General features: G+C 74.7%; 17 protein-coding genes. 5 read left to right on the top strand and 12 right to left on the bottom strand.

The features are described 5' to 3' along the window. Nucleotides 1–300: 300 nt before the first annotated feature. Nucleotides 301–2,235 carry an anthranilate synthase family protein gene (locus C2142_RS27880; protein WP_148645491.1) on the top strand — a complete coding sequence of 645 codons (1,935 nt, stop codon included), beginning with the start codon at nucleotides 301–303 and terminating at the stop codon, nucleotides 2,233–2,235. A gap of 44 nt (nucleotides 2,236–2,279) precedes the next feature. Here the strand turns inward: C2142_RS27880 and C2142_RS27875 are convergent, their stop codons facing one another. From C2142_RS27875 to C2142_RS27865, 3 genes are read right to left on the bottom strand one after another with little or no spacing between them, the layout of a single operon-like run. Continuing rightward, nucleotides 2,280–2,972, bottom strand: coding sequence for a response regulator transcription factor (locus tag C2142_RS27875; protein ID WP_148645963.1), 693 nt, complete (start codon nucleotides 2,970–2,972; stop codon nucleotides 2,280–2,282). A gap of 11 nt (nucleotides 2,973–2,983) precedes the next feature. Further along, complete coding sequence (locus tag C2142_RS27870; protein WP_241002816.1) at nucleotides 2,984–4,177, bottom strand: DUF5931 domain-containing protein; 1,194 nt, start codon at nucleotides 4,175–4,177, stop codon at nucleotides 2,984–2,986. Between the two features lie 29 nt (nucleotides 4,178–4,206). Continuing rightward, nucleotides 4,207–5,031: a lysophospholipid acyltransferase family protein gene (locus C2142_RS27865; protein WP_174315783.1), complete on the bottom strand. Its 825-nt coding sequence runs from the start codon at nucleotides 5,029–5,031 to the stop codon at nucleotides 4,207–4,209. A gap of 235 nt (nucleotides 5,032–5,266) precedes the next feature. On the opposite strand from C2142_RS27865, the gene C2142_RS27860 reads away from it, so the two are divergent. Together C2142_RS27860 and C2142_RS27855 are read left to right on the top strand one after the other, a co-directional pair. Then, complete coding sequence (locus C2142_RS27860) at nucleotides 5,267–6,061, top strand: alpha/beta fold hydrolase (RefSeq protein ID WP_148645489.1); 795 nt, start codon at nucleotides 5,267–5,269, stop codon at nucleotides 6,059–6,061. A 10-nt stretch (nucleotides 6,062–6,071) separates the two neighbouring features. Then, nucleotides 6,072–6,779, top strand: coding sequence for a hypothetical protein (locus C2142_RS27855; protein ID WP_241002815.1), 708 nt, complete (start codon nucleotides 6,072–6,074; stop codon nucleotides 6,777–6,779). 7 nt (nucleotides 6,780–6,786) lie between these two features. Here the strand turns inward: C2142_RS27855 and C2142_RS27850 are convergent, their stop codons facing one another. The 5 genes from C2142_RS27850 to C2142_RS27830 form a co-directional block, all read right to left on the bottom strand. Continuing rightward, nucleotides 6,787–7,545 carry an endonuclease/exonuclease/phosphatase family protein gene (locus tag C2142_RS27850; RefSeq protein ID WP_148645488.1) on the bottom strand — a complete coding sequence of 253 codons (759 nt, stop codon included), beginning with the start codon at nucleotides 7,543–7,545 and terminating at the stop codon, nucleotides 6,787–6,789. A gap of 137 nt (nucleotides 7,546–7,682) precedes the next feature. Beyond that, nucleotides 7,683–8,627 (bottom strand): ROK family glucokinase, encoded by a 945-nt coding sequence (locus C2142_RS27845; RefSeq protein ID WP_148645487.1) that lies wholly within the window; start codon nucleotides 8,625–8,627, stop codon nucleotides 7,683–7,685. A gap of 192 nt (nucleotides 8,628–8,819) precedes the next feature. Then, entirely contained in the window at nucleotides 8,820–9,179 is a 360-nt protein-coding gene (locus C2142_RS41710) for a DUF5304 family protein (RefSeq protein WP_148645486.1), read from the bottom strand. 91 nt (nucleotides 9,180–9,270) lie between these two features. Beyond that, the gene (locus C2142_RS27835) at nucleotides 9,271–10,443 is read right to left on the bottom strand and encodes an ArsA-related P-loop ATPase (RefSeq protein ID WP_148645485.1); all 1,173 of its coding nucleotides are present in this window, start codon (nucleotides 10,441–10,443) and stop codon (nucleotides 9,271–9,273) included. A 25-nt stretch (nucleotides 10,444–10,468) separates the two neighbouring features. Then, nucleotides 10,469–10,903 (bottom strand): SRPBCC family protein, encoded by a 435-nt coding sequence (locus tag C2142_RS27830; RefSeq protein WP_148645484.1) that lies wholly within the window; start codon nucleotides 10,901–10,903, stop codon nucleotides 10,469–10,471. 333 nt (nucleotides 10,904–11,236) lie between these two features. Here C2142_RS27830 and C2142_RS27825 point away from each other — a divergent pair, with 333 nt between their 5' ends. After that, complete coding sequence (locus C2142_RS27825) at nucleotides 11,237–13,030, top strand: long-chain fatty acid--CoA ligase (RefSeq protein ID WP_148645483.1); 1,794 nt, start codon at nucleotides 11,237–11,239, stop codon at nucleotides 13,028–13,030. A gap of 63 nt (nucleotides 13,031–13,093) precedes the next feature. On the opposite strand, the gene C2142_RS27820 is transcribed toward C2142_RS27825, so the two are convergent. Then, nucleotides 13,094–14,230, bottom strand: a complete 1,137-nt coding sequence (locus C2142_RS27820) for a glycosyltransferase family 4 protein (RefSeq protein ID WP_148645482.1) — start codon at nucleotides 14,228–14,230, stop codon at nucleotides 13,094–13,096. A gap of 245 nt (nucleotides 14,231–14,475) precedes the next feature. Here C2142_RS27820 and C2142_RS27815 point away from each other — a divergent pair, with 245 nt between their 5' ends. After that, complete coding sequence (locus tag C2142_RS27815; RefSeq protein WP_241002814.1) at nucleotides 14,476–15,888, top strand: glycosyltransferase family 87 protein; 1,413 nt, start codon at nucleotides 14,476–14,478, stop codon at nucleotides 15,886–15,888. Between the two features lie 56 nt (nucleotides 15,889–15,944). Here C2142_RS27815 and C2142_RS27810 read toward each other — a convergent pair whose 3' ends face one another. The 3 genes from C2142_RS27810 to C2142_RS27800 all read right to left on the bottom strand — a co-directional run bounded on the left by C2142_RS27810 (nucleotide 15,945) and on the right by C2142_RS27800 (nucleotide 19,579). Beyond that, a complete protein-coding gene (locus tag C2142_RS27810) occupies nucleotides 15,945–16,976 on the bottom strand; it encodes a hypothetical protein (RefSeq protein WP_241002813.1) in 1,032 nt (343 codons plus the stop codon). Nucleotides 16,977–17,137: 161 nt separating this feature from the next. Then, nucleotides 17,138–18,202, bottom strand: a complete 1,065-nt coding sequence (locus tag C2142_RS27805; RefSeq protein WP_148645481.1) for an NlpC/P60 family protein — start codon at nucleotides 18,200–18,202, stop codon at nucleotides 17,138–17,140. Between the two features lie 225 nt (nucleotides 18,203–18,427). Beyond that, complete coding sequence (locus C2142_RS27800; protein ID WP_148645480.1) at nucleotides 18,428–19,579, bottom strand: C40 family peptidase; 1,152 nt, start codon at nucleotides 19,577–19,579, stop codon at nucleotides 18,428–18,430. Between the last annotated feature and the right edge of the window lie 2 nt (nucleotides 19,580–19,581).

Below are 19,581 nucleotides of genomic sequence, written 5' to 3'. Positions count from 1 at the left end.
GCCAAGGCTACGGGGTGCGACAACCGATTTGTGACCGATGCCCGATGGGTGAGACACATGCCGGACAATCGCGTGACCGGCCTCACCCGGTCCGCCGCATCCGCTACTCTCGACGCATGAACACGCCGCACACCTTCTCCTGGTGGTGGGCCGACCCCTCGGGTGGCCCACAGATCGCGCGTTCCTGAGCGAACACGACGGCCGCCCCTCGGGGCGGCCGTCGGCGTATGAGCAGACGGCCCTCCCGGGAGCGGAACCACAGCACCGCACCCCGCCTCCACCCGGAAGGAAGCCGCCACCGTGACCACCGCCACCGACCTGCTCGCCCGACTGACCGGCCCGGACGCCCCCGCCTTCGCCCTGCTGCACCGCCGCACCCCGCGCCTCGCCCCCGACACCGTCGAGGTCCTGCTGGGCACCGTCGACGCGTACGAGCGGCTGGCCGACCTGCCGGTCCGCGAGGGCGTGCCGGCCGGCGGCCCGGTGCACGACCTGCTCGCGCTGGTCCCCTACCGGCAGATCCGCGAGCGCGGCTTCGAGGCGCACGACGACGCCACCCCGCTGCAGGCCCTCTCCGTCACCTCGCAGTACGCCCTCCCGCTGTCCGAACTGATGCCCGTACTGCCGCAGTTGCCGGTCTCACTCGCCGGCGGTGCGTTCGACATCGACGACCAGGAGTACGCCGGCATCGTCCGCCGGGTGATCGAGGACGAGATCGGGCGCGGCGAGGGCGCCAACTTCGTGATCCGGCGGGACTTCACCGCCACGCTCGACCGGTTCTCCCCGGAGCTCGCGCTCTCGCTCTTCCGCCGGCTGCTGGAGCAGGAGCGCGGCGCGTACTGGACCTTCCTGGTGCACACCGGCGACCGCGTCCTGGTCGGCGCCTCCCCCGAGGTCCACGTCCGGCAGAGCGGCGGGACCGTCGTGATGAACCCGATCTCCGGCACCTACCGCTATCCGGCCGGCGGCGCCGACCTCGACTCGCTGATCGACTTCCTGCACGACCCCAAGGAGCTGGAGGAGCTCACCATGGTGGTCGACGAGGAACTCAAGATGATGTGCACCGTCGGCGACCTCGGCGGCCAGGTCCTCGGCCCGCGCCTCAAGGAGATGTCCCACCTCGCGCACACCGAGTACGAGCTGCGCGGACGCACCTCGCTGGACGTCCGCGAGGTGCTGAAGGAGACGATGTTCGCCGCCACCGTCACCGGCAGCCCGGTGCAGAACGCCACCCGGGTGATCAGCCGGTACGAGCGCGGCGGGCGCGGCTACTACGCCGGTGCGCTCGCCCTGATCGGCCGCTCCGCCAGCGGCGGCCAGCAGCTGGACTCCCCGATCTGCATCCGCGCCGCCGACATCGACCCGGCCACCGGCCGGCTGGTGGTCCGGGTCGGCGCGACCCTGGTCCGCCACTCCGACCCGGAGTCGGAGGTGGCCGAGACGCACGCCAAGGCCGCCGGGGTGCTCACCGCGATCGGCGCCCGGCCGGCGCCCGGCCGGCACCCGCAGCGCTCCGGCCCGCGGCTCGCCGACGACCACCGCGTCCAGGCGGCGCTGGACGCCCGGCGCGCCAACCTGGCCCCGTTCTGGCTGCGGATGCAGGAGCCGGCCCGGGTCACCGAGGCCGAGCCGACCCTGGTGGTGGACGGCGAGGACACCTTCACCTCGATGCTCGCCCACCTGCTGACCTCGCTCGGCCACCGGGTCACGGTCGCCCGCTTCGACGAGCCCGGCCTGCGCGAGCGCGTCGCCGCCCACCGCGGCCCGCTGGTGCTCGGCCCCGGCCCGGGCGACCCGGCCGCGGCGGACGACCCCAAGATGGCCGTGCTCCGCCCGGTCGTCGCCGACGCACTGGCCGCCGTCCGCTCCGGCGCCCGCACCGCGCCGCTGCTCGCCGTCTGCCTCAGCCACCAGCTGCTCTCGGACGCCCTCGGGCTGCCGCTGGCCCGCAAGGCCGTGCCGTTCCAGGGCGCGCAGGAGAGCGTCGACCTGTTCGGGACGAAGCGCACCGTCGGCTTCTACAACACGTTCACCGCGCGCTGCTCGGACGAGGACGCCGCCCGGCTGGCCGCCGAGGGCGTCGGGGTCTCCCGCGACCCGCTGACCGGCGACGTCCACGCACTGCGCGGCCCGGGCTTCGCCGGACTGCAGTTCCACCCGGAGTCGGTCCTCACCCGGGACGGGGTGGACATCGTCGCCGGGCTGCTCCGGGAGGCGGCGGCGGTACGCGGCTGAGGCCCCCCGGCCGGTGCGCCGCCGCCCGGGCGGCGGCGCACCGCTCAGATCTCGTCGTCCAGCCCCTGCTCGATCGCGTACCGGACCAGCTCGACCCGGTTGTGCAGCTGGAGCTTGCCGAGGGTGTTCTGGACGTGGTTCTGCACCGTGCGGTGGGAGAGCACCAGCCGGTCGGCGATCTGCCGGTAGGACAGGCCCTTGGCGACCAGCCGCAGCACCTCGGTCTCCCGCGCGGTCAGCTGCGGGACGGCGGGGGCGGTCGGCGCGGCGGGCTCGGCGGCCAGCCGGCGGAACTCGCCGAGCACCAGGCCGGCCAGGCCCGGGGTGAAGACGGCGTCGCCGACGGCGGTGCGGCGCACCGCGTCCAGCAGCTCGTCCCGGCCGGCCGACTTCACCAGGTACCCGGTCGCGCCGGACTTCACCGCCTCCAGCACGTCCGCGTGCTCGCCGCTCGCCGAGAGCACCAGGACGCGCACCGACGGGTCCTGGGCCACCACCTGGCGGCAGGCCTCGGCGCCGGAGAGCCCGGGCAGGTTGAGGTCCAGCACGACCACCTGCGGGGCGCAGGCGCGGGCCCGGCGGACGGCCTCGTCGCCGTCGCCGGCGGTGGCCACCACGTCCAGCCCGGCCTCGGCGAGGTCGCGGGAGACGGCGTCGCGCCACATCGGGTGGTCGTCGACGACCATGACGCGCACCGGCCGCTCGGCCTGCGCGCCGGTCGTCGGCTGGTCGGTCATCGGCTGGTCGGTCATCGGGGGCCTTCCTCGGAACGCGGGACGCGGAGTTCCACCTCGACGCCCTCCCCGGGCACCGAGTACAGCTCGGCCGTGCCGCCGAGGTCCAGCAGCCGGCCGCGGATGGACTGGGAGACGCCGAGCCGGCCGGCCTGCTCCGCCTCGCCGAGCCGCCCGGGGGCGAAGCCCGGGCCGTCGTCGCGGATGCTCACCGTCACGGCCTCCGGCTCGTCCTCGACCAGGATCCAGGCGCGGGCCCCGGAGCCGGCGTGCTTGCGGACGTTGTCCACGGCGGCGCCGACGGCCGCGGCCAGCTCACCGGCGGCCGGGGCGGGCAGCAGCACCGGCGTGCCGGGGGCGGAGAGCGTGATCCGCTCGTCCGTGTACGGGCCGAGCAGGGTTCGCAGGTCCTGCGGCTCCAGGGCCGCGCGCTGGGCCGGCAGCGGGCCGCCGCTCATCAGGGCCCGCAGCGCGCGCTCCTGCTCGCCGGCCAGCCGGCCGAGCTCGGCGAAGTCGCCGCTGCGGCCCGCGCCCTGCTCGCCGCCCCGGCGCTGGACCAGCGCCAGCACCTGGAGCACGCCGTCGTGGATGTCCCGGGAGAGCCGCTCGCGCTCCCGGGTGGCCGCCTCCACCTGGAGGGCCCGGGTGAGCGTCGCCTCACTGGCCCGGGCGAGCTCGATCACGTAGCCGATCGCGCAGCCGGCCACCATCAGCAGCACGATGTTGTGGATGTTGTCGCCGGTCGGACCGCCGTGACCGAGGATGTTGGCCACCCCGATCACCGAACCGGCCGCCGCCGCCCAGCGCCAGCCGCCCTTGCCCGCGAAGCCGAGCACGGTGCCGGCCGCCCAGATGGTGGGCAGGGTGGGCGCGCCGTGGCTGATCCTGGCCGGGGAGTCGGTGAGGCCGCTCATCACGATGCCGGTGACGACGAGCGTGAGGTCGGTGCCGAGCACGTACCAGGTGCAGCGCTGCGGCCCGGCGAAGGCGCGGGTGCTGGCCAGCGTCCAGAGCGTCAGCGCACCGAGGTAGATCCAGCCCGCGACGGGGTGCAGGAACTCCAGGTACGAGTTGAGGAAACGCAGCAGGGCGTAGCAGAGCGCCAGGACCCGGAAGAAGGAGATGGCGCGCCAGAGCGGCAGTTCGACGGACATGCCGCCGGCCGCGACCGCCCCGCCCACCGCGCCGGTCCTACTCCCGTCCGTCATCGTCCCTGCCCCTCCCCCGGCGGCGGGCCTCAGGCCGGCCCGTTGTCCTTCTGTTCCTGCTCCGCGGCCTTCTGCTCCTGCTCCAGGGCCTTCTGGGCCTTCTCCGCCTCGGCCTTCTCGGCCTTGGCGGCGGCCTGTTCGGCCTTCTGGACCGCCTTGCGCTCGGCGTCCGCGCGCTTCTTGTCGTCGGCGATCTGCCGCTTGGCGGCGGTCGCGTAGATGTCGACGTACTCCTGGCCGGAGAGCCGCATGATCTCGTACATCACCTCGTCCGTCACCGAACGGAGGATGAAGCGGTCGTTCTCCATGCCGTGGTAGCGGGAGAAGTCCAGCGGCCGGCCGATCCGGATGCCCGGGCGGATGCCGAAGTTGGGGATCACCTGGCCGGGCGGCTGCACCTTCTCGGTGTCGATCATCGCGACCGGGATCACCGGCGCACCGGTGGCCAGCGCGACGCGGGCCAGGCCGCCGACCTTGCCGCGGTACAGCTTGCCGTCGGGCGAGCGGGTGCCCTCCGGGTAGACGCCGAAGAGCTCGCCGCGGTCCAGCACCGCGATCGCGGAGCGGATCGCCGCCTCGCCGGCGCCGCGCACGCCCGAGCGGTCCACCGGCAGCTGGCCGACGCCCTTGAAGAAGGCGGCCGTCAGCTTGCCCTTCACGCCGGGCGTGTTGAAGTACTCGGCCTTGGCGATGAAGGTCACCCGGCGCTTGATCAGCGCGGGGAAGAAGAAGGAGTCCGAGAAGGAGAGGTGGTTGCTCGCGATGATCGCGCCACCCTCGGCGGGGATGTTCTCCTCGCCCTCGATCCACGGCCGGAAGAAGATCCGAAGCAGTGGCGCGACGATCATCTTCATCAGTCGGTAGAACAACCCGGGCCTCCTGTTATGCGGACCGGTCGATCCTAATGCCCCGCGGCGGCCGCCCGCGCCCCGCCCCGCCCCGGCGGGGCGTCCGGTGGGGCTGTACGACGCGGGCGGGCCCGTGGGACGATCGGGTTCCCGCAGCCTGCCGTTCCGGCGCCGACCCCGGCCGACCCCGTCGGGCCCGCGTCCTCGTCCTCCAGCGTCCCCGCCCGCGAAGGAGCCCGCCATGCCGCCGCTGCCCGGTGCCGAACCCTACCGCCACCGGGGCGGTCCGGTGGGCGTACTGCTCTGCCACGGCTTCACCGGCTCGCCGCAGTCGCTGCGGCCGTGGGCCGAGGACCTCGCGGCGGCCGGATTCACCGTCACGCTGCCGTTGCTGCCGGGGCACGGAACCCGTTGGCAGGACATGCAGGTGACCCGCTGGGAGGACTGGTACGCCGAGGTGGAGCGCGAGCTGCTCGCGCTGTCCGCCGAGTGCGAGCAGGTCTTCGTCCTCGCCCTGTCGATGGGCTCCTCGCTGGCGCTGCGGCTGGCCGCGCTGCACGGGCCGGCCGTCTCCGGGCTGGTGCTGGTCAACCCGTCGGTGCGCTCCGACAACCCCGCGAGCGTGCTGCTGCCGGTGCTGCGTCACCTGGTGCCGAGCCTGCCGGGGATCGCCGACGACATCGCCCGGCCGGGCTTGGTGGAGCTCGGCTACGACCGGACCCCGCTGCACGCCGCCTGGTCGCTGACCAGGCTCTGGAAGGACGTCCAGGGGCGGCTGCCGCAGGTGACCCAGCCGGTGCTGCTCTTCCGCAGCCCGCAGGACCACGTCGTCTCCGCGGCCAACTCGGAGCTGGTGCTGGCCCGGATATCCTCGACCGACGTGACGGAGCGGCTGTGCCAGCGCAGTTACCACGTCGCGACGCTGGACCACGACGCGCCGGAAATATTCGCGGCCAGCCAGGACTTCATCCGACGGCTGGCTCCCGCGCACACGGCGGGCGTCACCCGGGTCGAATCCGACGATCACCAAGGCTGAAGGGCCGGAAGTGCACGAGAGCAGCACGGCGGGCGGCGAGGACGAGGCGCCCCGCGAGGACGCGGAGAACACGAAGGCCGACGCCGCCGAGGCCGACGGCGCCACGGCGAACGGCACGGGCGCCGGCCCCGGTGCGGACGCCCGCAAGGAGGCCGCAGGCGCCGCCGAGCCGCCCCGGGTGCGGCGCGCGCCCGAGCGCAGCCAGGCCGAACAGGACGAGATCTTCGCCGCGCTGGTCGCCCAGTTCGACGACCCCGTCGACCTCAACAACCCGGACTGGCCGGAGATCGAGGACCTCCGGGCGCGCGGCGGGCTGAAGGGCGGCTTCAAGGACGCCGCCGGGCGCCGCGACGAGCCGGACGACCTCTCGGACCTCGCGCCGCAGCCGCGACCGCGCTCCGGCAGACCGGTGATGCCGGCCGCCTCCCCCGGCCCGCGCGACTTCGAGCTGGCCGAGGAGGCCGACGAGGGCCACTTCGTCCCGCCGGAGCCGCCGCCGCTGCCCGCCGCCGACGTCACCGCCAAGTTCGCCTGGCTGGCCGTCCTCGGCGGGCCGGCGCTGCTGCTGTTCGACGCGGTGGTCTGGCGCGAGGTCTCCGGCTGGCCGGCCTGGGTCGGGGTGTCGGCCTTCCTCGGCGGCTTCGTGACCCTGGTGGTCCGGATGAAGGACCGCGACGAGGACGAGCCCGAGGACCCGCACGGCGGCGCGGTCGTCTGACCCCTCGTCAGCCGGTCGGGAGCTCCAGGACGGCGAGCACCGGCAAGTGGTCGGTGGCGGCCCGCAGGTCGGCCTCGGTGACGCCGGGCAGCCCGTGCGGGACGCCGCAGGCGAGGACGCGCACGCCGGGGGTGGCGAAGACGGCGTCGATCCGCTGGTAGGGGTTCTCCGGGACGGACGTGAACTCGCCGCCCCAGGGCGCGGCCACGTACCCGTCCTGGAGCCGGCCCGCCAGCAGCCGCCAGCCCGGGCCGTCCGGGTGCTCGTTGAAGTCCCCCGCCACCACGCCGGGTCCGGCGATCCGCAGCTGGTCGAGCAGCAGCTCGAACTGCCCGTACCGCTCCGCCGGGTCCAGGCTCAGGTGGCAGGCGGTGACGGAGAACGGCACCGAGCCGGCCACCCTGACGACGGCGCCGGCGAAGCCGCGGGCGTGCAGGCCGCGGGTCTTGGGCAGCAGCCGGTCGTGGACGGCGAGCACCTCCACCCCGGGCCGGCCGAGCAGCAGCGGGCCGGCGGCGGTCCGGCCGCCGCCGGCCAGGACGACGGTGCCGGTCCGCCGGGCGAGCCAGGCGGCCTGGCCCTGCGGCCGCCAGTACCGCGGCGACTCCTGGACGCAGACCACGTCCGGCGCGCAGGCCCGGATCACCCGGACCAGGGCGTGCCGGTCGTCGCGCAGCGAGCGGACGTTGTAGCCGAGCAGCCTCAGCCGCCCCGGCCCGGGCGGCGGCAGCTCGGCCGGTCCGGCGTTCGCCGGTCCACTGGTCATGGCGGTCCTCCCCTGTGTCCGGTGGTGCTCCGCTGACGACCGTACGGCAGCGGCGCCGCCGCGCGGCGGGGGAACACGACGGCGGCCGGGGCCCGCAGGCCCTGGCCGCGCCGCCGCCGGCGTGCGCGTGGTGGGGATCAGGCGGTGCGGGCCAGGTCGGCCGCGCCGGAGATGCCGGCCGCCGAGCCCATCGAGGCGAGCACCACCTCGGCGCGCGGGCGGTGCACCCCGCCGGTGAGGTAGTGCTCGAAGGCCTTGGCGACCGGGTCGAGCAGCAGCCGGCCGGAGTCGGAGACGCCGCCGCCGAGCACGAAGACGCCCGGGTCGAAGAGCGCGGCGAGGTCGGCCATGCCCCGGCCCAGCCAGTCGGCCAGCTCGGCGTAGCACTCCAGGGCGAGCGGGTCGCCCTCCTCGGCTGCCTGGGTGATGTGGATGCCGCGGATGGTCTCGGCGACGCCGTCGTTGAGCTCCAGCATCCGCTGGCCGCGGATCGGGTCGGCGGCGGCCTTCTCCCGGCCGTAGCGGCGCAGCGCCCGGCCCGAACCGTACTGCTCCCAGCAGCCCTTGCCGCCGCAGCCGCAGGCGAGGCCGTCGGGGACCATGTTGAGGTGGCCGATCTCGCCGGCCACGCCGAACCGGCCGCGGTGCAGCCGGCCGTCCAGGACGATCCCGCCGCCGATGCCGGTGCCGACGGTGATCAGCACCATGTCCTCGTGCTCGGCGGCCGCGCCGAAGCGGAACTCGGCCCAGGCGGCGCAGTTGGCGTCGTTCTCGACCACGGTGTCCAGGCCGGTGAGCTCCTCGATCCGGGTGCGCAGCGGCTCGTCCTCCCAGTCGATGTTGGGGGCGAAGATCACCGTGGAACGGTTGCGGTCGACGAACCCGGGAGCACCGACGCCGGCCGCGACCACGTCGGGGTACTGCTCCTTGAGCTCGCGGACGGCCTGCGCGATGGCGTCGACCGCCCACTGCGGGTCGGCCGGGGTGGGCACCCTGGTCCGGGCCAGGATCTCGCCCGCCTCGTTGACCACGCCTGCCGCGATCTTGGTCCCGCCGACGTCGACGCCGATGGTCAGAGCCATGTGTCCCTCAGCTATTCACTCGTTCCCGCTGGACGGAACCGTACCGCCCAACCCGGCCCCCGTATACACCGTCGCATACATTAACCGAAGACAATTTGCGGCCGACCTCGCTGATCCCCTTCAAAAGTCGTACATTCCTACCCGCTCCGTCGCAGCACGGAGCCAGACTGTCACTCTTTCGGGATCAGGGCTTCACTGCTTGTCGGACGGTCCGTCAGGCGTGTCGAGGTCGATCCGCTCGCTGCGGGCGCTCTCGCCGGCGGTCCAGCGGCGCTCGTGACCGGCCACGGCGGCCCGGTAGGCGGCCAGCAGCTCGCCGCCGGCCGCGGCCAGCCCGCTGCCCGCGTTGGCCAGGTGCCCGTACACGTCGGGCTGGTTCTCACGGAGGCGGTCGGCGAGCCCGGCCAGCGAGATCAGGGTCTCGGCACCGGCCTCCTGGGCCTTCCGGCCGGCGGCGGTGGCGAACCGGCGCACCTCGTCCACCAGCGGGCCCAGCTCCGGGCCGAAGGGGTGCTCGGCGGCCTGCTCGGTGCGGTCGTCGGCAGTGCTCATCGCGGGCGTCTCCTCGGCTCCGGCCGCCCCTGCGGCCACTGGCCCCGACGCTACCCGACCCGGGACGCGGTCCCGGAGGCGTCCGGGCGGCTCAGCCGCGCGGCCAGAGCGCCGGGTCCGGCGCGAAACGGACGGCGAGCACCCCGTCGTGCAGGGCGGCGCCCGCGACGGTGCAGCGGCGCAGCGCCGACGGCAGGGTGAGCACACGCCGGTGGGCGCCGAGGCCGACCACCAGCTCGTCCCCGCGGCGCACCAGGTCCAGGTCGGCCCGGTCGGCACCGGGCAGGGCGAGGTGCCAGACCAGGAGGCCCTCCTCGGCCAGCCGGTCCTCGACCGGCCACGGCCCGGCGGCGAGCGGCGCCGGGCCCGGCCCGGTGCCGTAGAGGCGGTCGGCGACGGCCTCCAGGGTGACCTCGGCGAGGCCGGTGACCAGCACCGGCACGTCGCCGGCGGCGGCCAGGGCGGCCAGCTCCTCCTGCCGGCGGCGGGCCAGCCCGGCCAGCCACGGGTCGGGCGAGCCGGTGGCCGCGTCCGGCAGCGCCCCGTGCACCACCACGGCGTCCGGCCGGTGCCCGTGCAGGGCCAGCCCGGCCCGGATCCGGCCCAGTTCGTCGAAGGGGTGGCCGTCGGCGGCGGTCACCAGGCGGACGCTGGTGCCGGGCGCGGTGATCGCGGCGCGGGCCTCGGCGAGCGCGGCGGCCGCCTTGGCCCGGCCCTCGTAGAGCCAGTCGGCGGGCATCGGGACACCGGCGAGGCCGGCCAGCAGCGGGCGCAGCGCCCGGGCGGCCTGACGCTGCCCGGGCACGAGCCGGGCCAGGTAGCGCTCCAGCTGCTCGGGCAGGGCGAGCGTGCCGATCAGCTCGGCGGGCGCAGGGGCGAGCACCACCAGGACGTCGGCCTCGGCGGCGGGCAGGGCGCGCAGCAGGGCGAGCCGGGCGGTGCCGGGGAGGGCGGTGAGCTCCTCGGGGTCGAGCGGCTCGGCGCCGAGCAGGTCGAGGGCGGGCGCCAGCCTGCCGCCGATCTCGCCGAGCGCGCGCCGGAAGGCGGCCTGCTCGTCGATCCGGGCCACGGTCAGCCCCGGTTCGTAGACGGCCGGTCCGGGTTCCAGCCGGGTGCCGAGGACGGCGTCGAGGGCGCGGTGCGGGTCGTCGGCGGCCAGCAGCAGGGTGCGGCGGCCCTGCCGGGCGGCGTGCAGCGCGGTGGCGGCGGCCACCACGGGCGCCGCGGCGTCGCCGCTGACCAGGATGGTGCGTGTGGCCGTCATGCCGTCCTGCCCCGCTTTCCGGGCGTCAGCCCTCGACGCGCTTCTTCAGGCCGGCCAGCGCCCGGTCGATGATGACCTTCTCGGCCTTGCGCTTGATCATGCCGAGCATCGGGATCTTGACGTCGACGGCGAGCTGGTAGGTGACCTCGGTCCGGCCGCCGCCGAGCGGGGCGAGCGCGTAGGAGCCGTCCAGCGAGCGGAGCATCTGACTGCGCACCAGCGTCCAGCTGACCTCGCGGTCGTCGTCCCAGGTGTAGGCGAGGACGTGCTCGTCGCGGATGGCGCCGGCGTCGAGCAGCAGGCGCACCTGGGAGGCGCGGCCGTCCCCGGCGGTCTCCAGCACCTCGATCTCCTTGACCTCGCCGGTCCAGGCCGGGTACGCGGCGAAGTCGGCGATCACGGCCATGACCGTCGCCGGGGTCGCGTCGATGGTGATGCTCGACCTGGTGTGCTCCGCCATGGAATGGCCCTCCGCGTCGTCCCTTGCTGCCGGCCCGGCCGAGCCTGCTCGGTCGGGTGCGCCCGGAGCAGGCTATCGCGCCCGGGGACGCCGTCCGGCCCGGGGCTCGGTGGGCCCGCCGCGGCACCGGGGCCTGCGCTCCGGTGCCGCGACGGGCTACCGGTCGGTCACCCCGGCGCTGCCGTAGGGTGCCATTCGAACGACCCGGTCACGGCCTGGTCGGACCGGGTAAAGGTGTGACACTTCGAACACCGGAGCCGACCCCCCTGGTCGAAGCTGCCTACCGGGCAGTAACGTCCTGCCGTCCCGCAGCGTCGCGAACGAGGAGCAGTCTTGCTCGACTTCAGCCTTCCGGCCCTCTACCAGGTACCGAGCGGCGGTAACCTCTCCGACCTCGTGCACCAGAACGCCGAGCGGCACCCGAACGTCGCGGTGCTCAGCCGTAAGGTGGACGGCCAGTGGCAGGAGTTGACCGCCACCCAGTTCCTGGCGGAGGTGCACTCCGCCGCGAAGGGCCTGATCGCCGCCGGCATCGGCCCCGGCGACCGGGTGGGCATCATGTCCCGCACCCGGTACGAGTGGACGCTGCTGGACTTCGCGATCTGGACGGCCGGCGCGATCACCGTGCCCGTGTACGAGACCTCCTCCGCCGAGCAGGTCGAGTGGATCCTCGGCGACTCCGGCGCGGTCGCCGTCCTCACCGAGACCGACCGGCACGCCGAGGTGGTCGAGCAGGTCCGCGAGCGTCTGCCGGAGCTGAAGCACACCTGGCAGATCGAGGGCGGCGCCCTGGCCGCGCTGGCCGAGGCCGGGCAGCAGGTCTCCGACGCCACCGTCGACGAGCGCCGCCGGGCGGCCGGCTCCGACTCGGTCGCGACCATCGTCTACACCTCGGGCACCACCGGCCGCCCCAAGGGCTGTCAGCTCACCCACGGCAACTTCCTCGCCGAGCTCGGCAACGTGACGGCTCGTATGGAGTCGCTGTTCCGGACCGGCGAGGGCTCCGTCCTGCTGTTCCTCCCGCTCGCGCACGTGCTCGGCCGGATCGCCGAGATCGCCGCCGCGATCGCGCCCATCAAGCTCGGCCACGTGTCGGACATCAAGGACGTCACGGCCGAGCTCGCGTCGTTCCGGCCCACGCTGATCCTGGGCGTGCCCAGAGTCTTCGAGAAGGTCTACAACACCGCCCGCGCCAAGGCCCAGGCCGACGGCAAGGGCAAGATCTTCGACAAGGCCGCCGACACCGCGATCGCGTACAGCCGGGCGCTGGACGCCGGCGGCGCGGGCCTGGTCCTGCGGATCAAGCACGCCGTCTTCGACAAGCTGGTCTACAGCAAGCTGCGCGCCGCCCTCGGCGGACGGGCCACCCACGCGATCTCCGGCGGCGCGCCGCTCGGCGAGCGCCTCGGCCACTTCTACCGGGGCATCGGCTTCACCGTCCTGGAGGGCTACGGCCTGACCGAGACCTGCGCGGCCACCGCGTTCAACCCGAACGACAAGCCGAAGATCGGCACCGTCGGCCAGCCGCTGCCCGGCTCGGCCGTGCGGATCGCCGAGGACGGCGAGGTGCTCCTGAAGGGCCCGCAGATCTTCACCGGGTACTGGAACAACCCGCAGGCCACCGCGGACGCCCTGCGGGACGGCTGGTTCGCCACCGGCGACCTCGGCTCGCTGGACGACGAGGGCTACCTCACCATCACCGGCCGGAAGAAGGAGATCATCGTCACCGCCGGCGGCAAGAACGTCGCCCCGGCGGTGATCGAGGACCGCATCCGGGCGCACGCCCTGATCGGCGAGGTGATGGTGGTCGGCGACCGCAAGCCGTTCATCGGCTGCCTGGTCACCATCGACGAGGACTTCTTCCCCAAGTGGAAGGAGCTGAACGGCAAGCCGGCCACCGCCACCATCGCCGAGCTGCGCGAGGACGCGGACCTGCTGGCCGCGGTCCAGACCGCGGTGGACGACGGCAACGCCGCCGTCTCGCACGCCGAGGCGGTCAAGAAGTTCCGCCTGCTCGACACCGTCTTCTCCGAGGAGAGCGGGCACCTCACGCCCTCGCTCAAGCTCAAGCGCAACGTCGTGCTGAAGGACTTCGCGGCCGACGTCGAGGCCATCTACCAGCGCTGAGCCCGGTGCGGCCCGCCCCCCGAACGCCGGGGCGGGCCGCACCGGCCGCAACCGGGCGGGCCCTCAGCCGGCCAGCAGCGAGGTGAGCCGGCCGGCCAGCAGGTCCCACCGCCAGGAGCGGTCCACCCAGCGCCGCCCGGCCTCGCCCATCCGCCGGCGCAGCTCCTCGTCGTTCAGCAGCCGGACGATCCGCTCGGCCGCCGCGGCCGGCGAGCCGCCCGGCACCACGTACCCGGTCTCGCCCTCCAGTACCGCGTCCGGCGCACCGCCGGAGTCGCCGGCCACCACCGGCAGGCCGGTCGCCGAGGCCTCCAGGTAGACGATGCCCAGGCCCTCGACGTCCAGCCCGCCCCGGCGGGTGCGGCAGGGCATCGCGAAGACGTCCCCGGCGCCGTAGTGCGCGGGCAGCTCCTCCCACGGCACCGAGCCGGTGAAGCGCACCGAGGCGCGCACGCCCCGGGCGTCGGCGAGCTTCTCCAGGTCCGCCCGGTACGGGCCGCCGCCGACGATCAGCAGCACGGCGTCCGGCACGTCCGCGAGGATCTGCGGCATCGCCTCGATCAGGGTGTCCTGGCCCTTGCGCGGCACCAGCCGGGAGACGCAGACCACCACCGGCCGGTCCGCCAGGCCGAGCCGCCGGCGCAGCTCGGCCCCGCCCGACTCCGGGTGGAAGGTCCGCTCGTCCACGCCCGGCGGCAGCTGCACCATCCGCGCGGCCGCCTCCGGGCCGACCGCGTCCGCGATCCGGGAGCGGGTGTACTCGCCCAGGTAGGTGAGGGTGTCGGTGCCCGCGCCGATCCGGCGCAGCAGCTGCCGGGCCGCCGGGAGCTGGGCCCAGGCGGCCTCGTGCCCGTGCGTCATGCCGAGCAGCCGGCCGGCCCCGGCGCGGCGCAGCGCGGGCGCCATCAGCCCGAGCGGGGCGGCCGCGCCGAACCAGACGGAGTCGCACTTCTCGGCGCGGAGGATCTCGGCGGCCCGCCGGGTGACCCGCGGTGTGGGAACCATCACCTTCGTCCGGTCCCGGATCACCGGGAACGGCTGCTCGGCGTCGAACCGGGCCACCTCGCTGCCGTCGCGCCAGGTCGAGGCGTACACCACGATGCTCCCGGCGGGCTGACGGACAGCCATGTTGTGGACGAAGGCCTGGATGCCGCCGGGGCGCGGCGGGAAGTCGTTGGTGACGATCAAGGTCTTGTGCATCAGGCCACGGCTCGCTCGGTCGGGGGGTGCTCGGTGTACCGCTGGGTGATCCGTACGATAGGTCAACACCATGACCCGCAGGGAACGGATCCGTGCACGGCAACCGTTTCACCCCCGGGTCTGTCCTAGTACCTAGGCAGCCGGTGGGGCCCGCCCGATCGACGGCGCAGTGGCCGACACCGACCGCCCGGGCGTCCGTCCCGCGACGCCTCCGGTGGGACGTCCGAGACGAACGAGGGAGCGCAGTGGAGTTGGCCCCGGCCACCGAGTCCGGTAATCCCGTCGGCGCCGACGGCCCCGGCACGGCACTGGCCGTCCGCCAGGAGCCCGCCCAGGCCCCCGCCCGCCCCTCCGGGCGCACCGGGGCGCTCTGTGCCCTCGGCGGGACCTGGCTGGCCACCCGGGCCCTGCTGGTGCTGCTGGTGACCGGCGTGCTGCGGATGCCCGGCGGGGACATCACCACCGACGTCTGGCTGATCTACCACGGCTGGTACGGCGTCCTGCAGACCGGCACCTTCCCGCTGGACGACGTCACCTGGCAGTACCCGCCCGGCGCCGCCCTGGTCATCATGCTGCCGGGGCTGCTGCCCTGGTCGTACCTGGTCTCCTTCTGGGTGATCTGCGGGATCGCGGACGCCGCCGCGATGGCCCTGCTGGTGCGGACCGGGCTGCGCAAGGGCCGGGCGCTGACCGGCGCCTGGGTCTGGGTGGCCGGCGTCCCGCTGCTCGGCCCGATGATCTACAACCGGTACGACGTCATCGTCACCGCGGTCGCGGTGGCGGGCCTGCTGGCGCTGATCCGCCGCCCGGCGATCGGCGGGCTGCTGCTGGGCCTGGGCGGGATCATCAAGATCTGGCCGCTGCTCGGCCTGATCGGCACCCCGTCCGGCCGGCGCACCCGCCGCGCCTGGACGTCGGCGGCGGCCACCGCCGTCTCGGTCGGCTTCCTGCTCGCGGCCGGGATGAACGGCGCCTTCGAGTTCCTGACCTTCCAGAAGGACCGCGGCGTCGAGGTGGAGTCGGTCGGCGCGCTGCCGCTGCACTTCGCCCGGATCGCCGGGGCCTGGGACGGCAAGGTCATGATGAACTACGGCTCGGTGGAGATGCTCGGGCCGTGGGTCGACGTGGCCGGCAAGGTGATGATGGCCGGCACCCTGCTGGGCTTCGGCTGGCTGCTGCTGTGGCGCTTCACCGCCAAGCGCCGCAACGCCGCCACCATGTACGACGCGGCGCTGACCGCGCTGCTGATCTTCACCGTGACCAGCCGGGTGATCAGCCCGCAGTACCTGGTCTGGCTGGTCGGCGTGGCGGCGGTCTGCCTGACCGTGCGCGGGAGCAGCCAGCGGCCGGTGGCGCTGCTGATCCTGGCGGCGACGCCGCTGACCCTGGTGGAGTTCCCGCTGATGTTCAGCGAGGTGGTCGGCAGCGAGCCGTGGGCGATCACCTGGCTGACCCTGCGCAACCTGCTGCTGGTGGCGGCCACCGCGCTCTCCTGCGCCCGGCTCTGGCGCTCCACCCGCGGCTCCGAGCAGCTGCCGCCCACCGTGGTGCTGGCCCGCCCCGAGCCGGCCTCCTCCTACCCGGTGCGGCCCGGGATCGCGTACGAGCAGGACCTCCTCGACGGCATCGACCGGCCGACGGCCGGCGAGCGCCGCTAGGGTCCGTCTTCAAACTCCCGTCGTCCGCCCGGAGGGCGGGAGTTTGAAGACGGACCCTACTCCCCCAGCCGCCGGACCTCGGCGAGCCAGAGGCCCGTGAACTCGGCCAGGCCGAGGCCCAGTTCGGCCCGGAACACGCGGTCCAGCAGCTGCTCCCGGCCGGAGCCCCGGCCCGCCGCCCCGACCGCGCGGTAGAGGGCGGCCAGCCGCTCGGGCCCGTGACGGCGGGCGATCAGCTCACAGGCCAGCCAGGCCTGCTCGTAGGCCTGGGCGATGCCGGCCGCCCCCGCCGTGAAGTCCTGGTCGGCGGGCAGCGCCGAGGGCAGCCTCCCGGCGGCGACGTCGCGGGCCAGCTCGGGGGCGATCTGCCGCGGGGAGCGGCCGGAGCCCCGGTAGCCGGTCCAGTCGGCGACGCCCTCGGAGAGCCAGAGCGGCGTCCAGGCGCGGGTGTCGGCCCGGGTCGCCACGTGCACGGCCTCGTGGGTGATCACCACCTGGCGGCCGAAGTCGCTGAGCCCGCCGTACGCCTGCGGGTTGAGCACGACCCGGTCGGCCGGGGTGTGCCAGGGCGCGCCCGGCGCCGCGGTGGTGACGGCCGCCATCGCGCTCCAGGCGGCCGGTTCGGCCTCCAGCAGCCGGGCGAACTGCGCCTCGGTGGCGGGCACCTCCAGCAGCAGCCGGTTCGCCCAGCCGGTGCCCCAGAGCTCGGCGACGGCCAGGACGGCCCGGTCGGCGACGGCGGCCGGGCCGGCCGGGTCCGGCCCGCCGGCCACGCCGAGCACCAGGGCGCGCTCGCCGCGGACCGCCGTGACGGTGCCGAGGTCCCAGAGCGGCGGCGGTCCGCCCGCGCCCTCCTCCCGCTCGACCCGCCAGCCGTCGGCGGCGCGCAGCAGCGTGAGCCGGCGCGGGTGGACCACGGGGTACTCGTCGTACCCGGCCACCCGCACGGCGAGCTCGGCGGTGACGGTGAGCCGGTCCGGCGCGCCGGCCGGGCCGAGCACGAGGTTCCGGTAGCCCGCCTCGGCCAGCGGCAGCGCGGGCGGCCCGGCGGCCAGCGCCCGGGCCCGTCCGGCCAGCAGCGCCTCCACCTCGGCCCGGTGGTCCGCCGCCCGGGCGGGTGCCGCCGGGGCGGCCCCGGGCAGCGAGAGCTGCGCCAGCCCGCCGGCGGCGAGCAGCAGCGCACCGCGCCGGGACAGCGCGCAGCGGCGTGCCCCGGCGTCGGCGCAGGAGGGGGTCGGGTCGGACCGGCTCAGAGCCGGATCACCCCCGCGAGGGGCATCGCGTTGACGCTCTCGTACCGGACCTTGGCCCCCGGGTACGGGGCGTGCACGATCACCCCGCCGCCGGCGTACATGCCGACGTGGTGCATGTCCCGGTAGAAGATCACCAGGTCTCCCGGTCGTGCGTCGGAGATGCCGACCTGCCGGCCGGCGTACGCCTGGGCCTGCGAGGTGCGCGGCAGGGTCACTCCGGCCTGCCGCCAGCTCCAGTACATCAGACCGGAACAGTCGAACGCGCGGGGCCCGGTGGATCCGTAGACATAGGGCGAGCCGATCATCCTCACGGCGGCGGCCAGCGCGGCGGCGCCGCGTTCGGACGCGGGCGGGGTGGTGCCCAGGTCGAGCCGGTCGGTGCCCCGGGTGGCACGCTGCTCGGCCTCCCGGGCGTCCTGGGCGGCCATCCGGGCCCGTTCGCCGGCGCCCAGGCTGCTGAGCAGCTTCTGCGCCGTGGCCAGCCGCTGCTGGATCTGCTGCTTGCTCTCGGCGAGGGAGCGGCTGGTCTGGTCCAGCTCGGCGAGCTTGGCGGAGGTCTCGGCGCGGCGCTGGTCGAGCCGGCGCTGACGGGTCACCATCTCGTGCATCGTCTCGTTCTGCCGCTCGGCCGCCTGGTCCAGCGTACGGGCCTGGGAGAGGTAGCCCTCGGGGTCGGCGGAGAGCATCAGCTGAGCGGTCCGCGCCATGCCGCCGCCGCGGTACTCGGCTCCGGCCACCGTGGCGAGGTCGCCGCGCAGCTGGTTGAGCTCGTCCTGGGCGACGGCGACCTGCTGCTGGAGGTCTCCGGTCTGGTGCTGGAGCCGCTGCTGTGCGTCGAGCGCCCCGTTGTACCTCTCCGAGGCCTGTTCGGCCTCGTCGTAGAGCTGTTCGACCTGTGCCTTGACGTCCTTGAGGCCGGACGGTGTGTCCGGTGAGCCCGGCGCGGCCTGGGCCGTGCCGCCGGTGGCCACGCCCAGCACGGTGGTGGCCGCCGCGGTCAGCACCAGCGCACGGACGAGCGCGTGCGCACCTGACAGCGGGGAACGGCGGTGCACGGCCATGCGACGGTGGCTCCTGTCCTGCGGCCCGGCCCCGCGGCCGCACCGGGGGCGGGCGGCTCTGGAGCGGGAGTCCGATGGCAGACGTTAGCGAGTCCGGGCGATCGAGTCCAAACCCCTCCCAACCCGAATATTTGACTCCTCATCGGACATTTGGCCTAGCCGCCGGAAAAGCCGCAGGCCCGGCCTCCCGCGAGGGGAGACCGGGCCTGCCGGGGCTGATGCGGATCAGACGCGCACGATGGCCGAGATCGGCAGCATGGTGGCGGTCTCGTACCGGACCACCGCGCCGGGCTTCGGCGCGTGGATGACCTGCCCGCCGCCCACGTACAGGGCGACGTGGCTGGCGTCCGCGCGGTAGATGATCAGGTCGCCGGGCTGGGCGTTGGCGATGTTGGTGCCGATGTTGGTCCCGGCACCGGCCTGCTGCTGCGAGGTGCGCGGCAGCGACACGCCCGCCTGGGCGTAGGCCCAGCCGGTCAGGCCGGAGCAGTCGAAGGAGCCCGGGCCGGTGGCACCGTAGACGTACGGCGCACCGAGCTTGCTCTCGGCGGCGGCGATCGCGGCGGCGGCGCGCGAGCCGTTGGCGGCGGGCGCGGACGGCGCGGCGGGCTTGCTCGCCGCCGGCGTCGAGGACGACGAACCGCTGAGGTCGGTGCGGGCGGTGTCGCGGGAGGCGCGGTCGGCGTCGGCCTTGGCCTTGGCGTCGGCCTTCGCGGCGTCCGCCTTCGCCTTCGCCTCGGCGGCGGCCTTCTCCTCGGCCGCGCGCAGCGCCTGGCGCTCCTGCTCGGTCAGCGTGTTGAGCAGGTCCTGGGCCTTGGCCAGCTTGGCCTGGACGTCCTCCTTGGACGCCTTCAGCTGCTGGGTGGTCGACTCCAGCTCGCCGAGCTTCGCCTGGGCCTCGTTGCGGTCCTGGTCGAGCTTGCGCTGCTGCTCCTGGAGGTCCTTCAGCGCGCCGGACTGGGTGCTGCTGGCCTGGGTCAGGGCGCCGGCCTGGTTCAGGAAGTTGTCGGGGCTGGACGAGAGCATCAGCTGGACGGTCGACGATATGCCGCCGTTGCGGTACTGCTCGCCGGCGATCTCGGCGAGGCCGCCCTGGGCCTCGATCACCGACGCCTGCTGACGGGCCACCTTGTCCTGGAGCTCGCCGACCTGCTTCTGCAGCTCCTGCTGCTTGGCCTGCGCGCCGTTGTACTTCTCGGTCGCCTGCTCGGCCTGCTCGTTGAGCTGGTCGACCTGCTCCTTGACCTGGTCCTTGGTCGGCGTCGGGTCGGCGTGGGCGCCGGACTGCGCGGAGAGGGCGACGGCTGCCGCGGCGACACCGGTCATGATCGAGACCCGGGCGCGGCCGGCAGGCTTGGGACGACGATGGGACGCCACGA

This window comes from Streptomyces sp. CB01881 (genome assembly GCF_002953255.1).
In the GTDB taxonomy this organism is placed as follows: Bacteria; Actinomycetota; Actinomycetes; order Streptomycetales; family Streptomycetaceae; genus Kitasatospora.
Note: the sequence above shows the minus strand (reverse complement) of the source record. Positions and strands in the feature narration are given on the sequence as shown.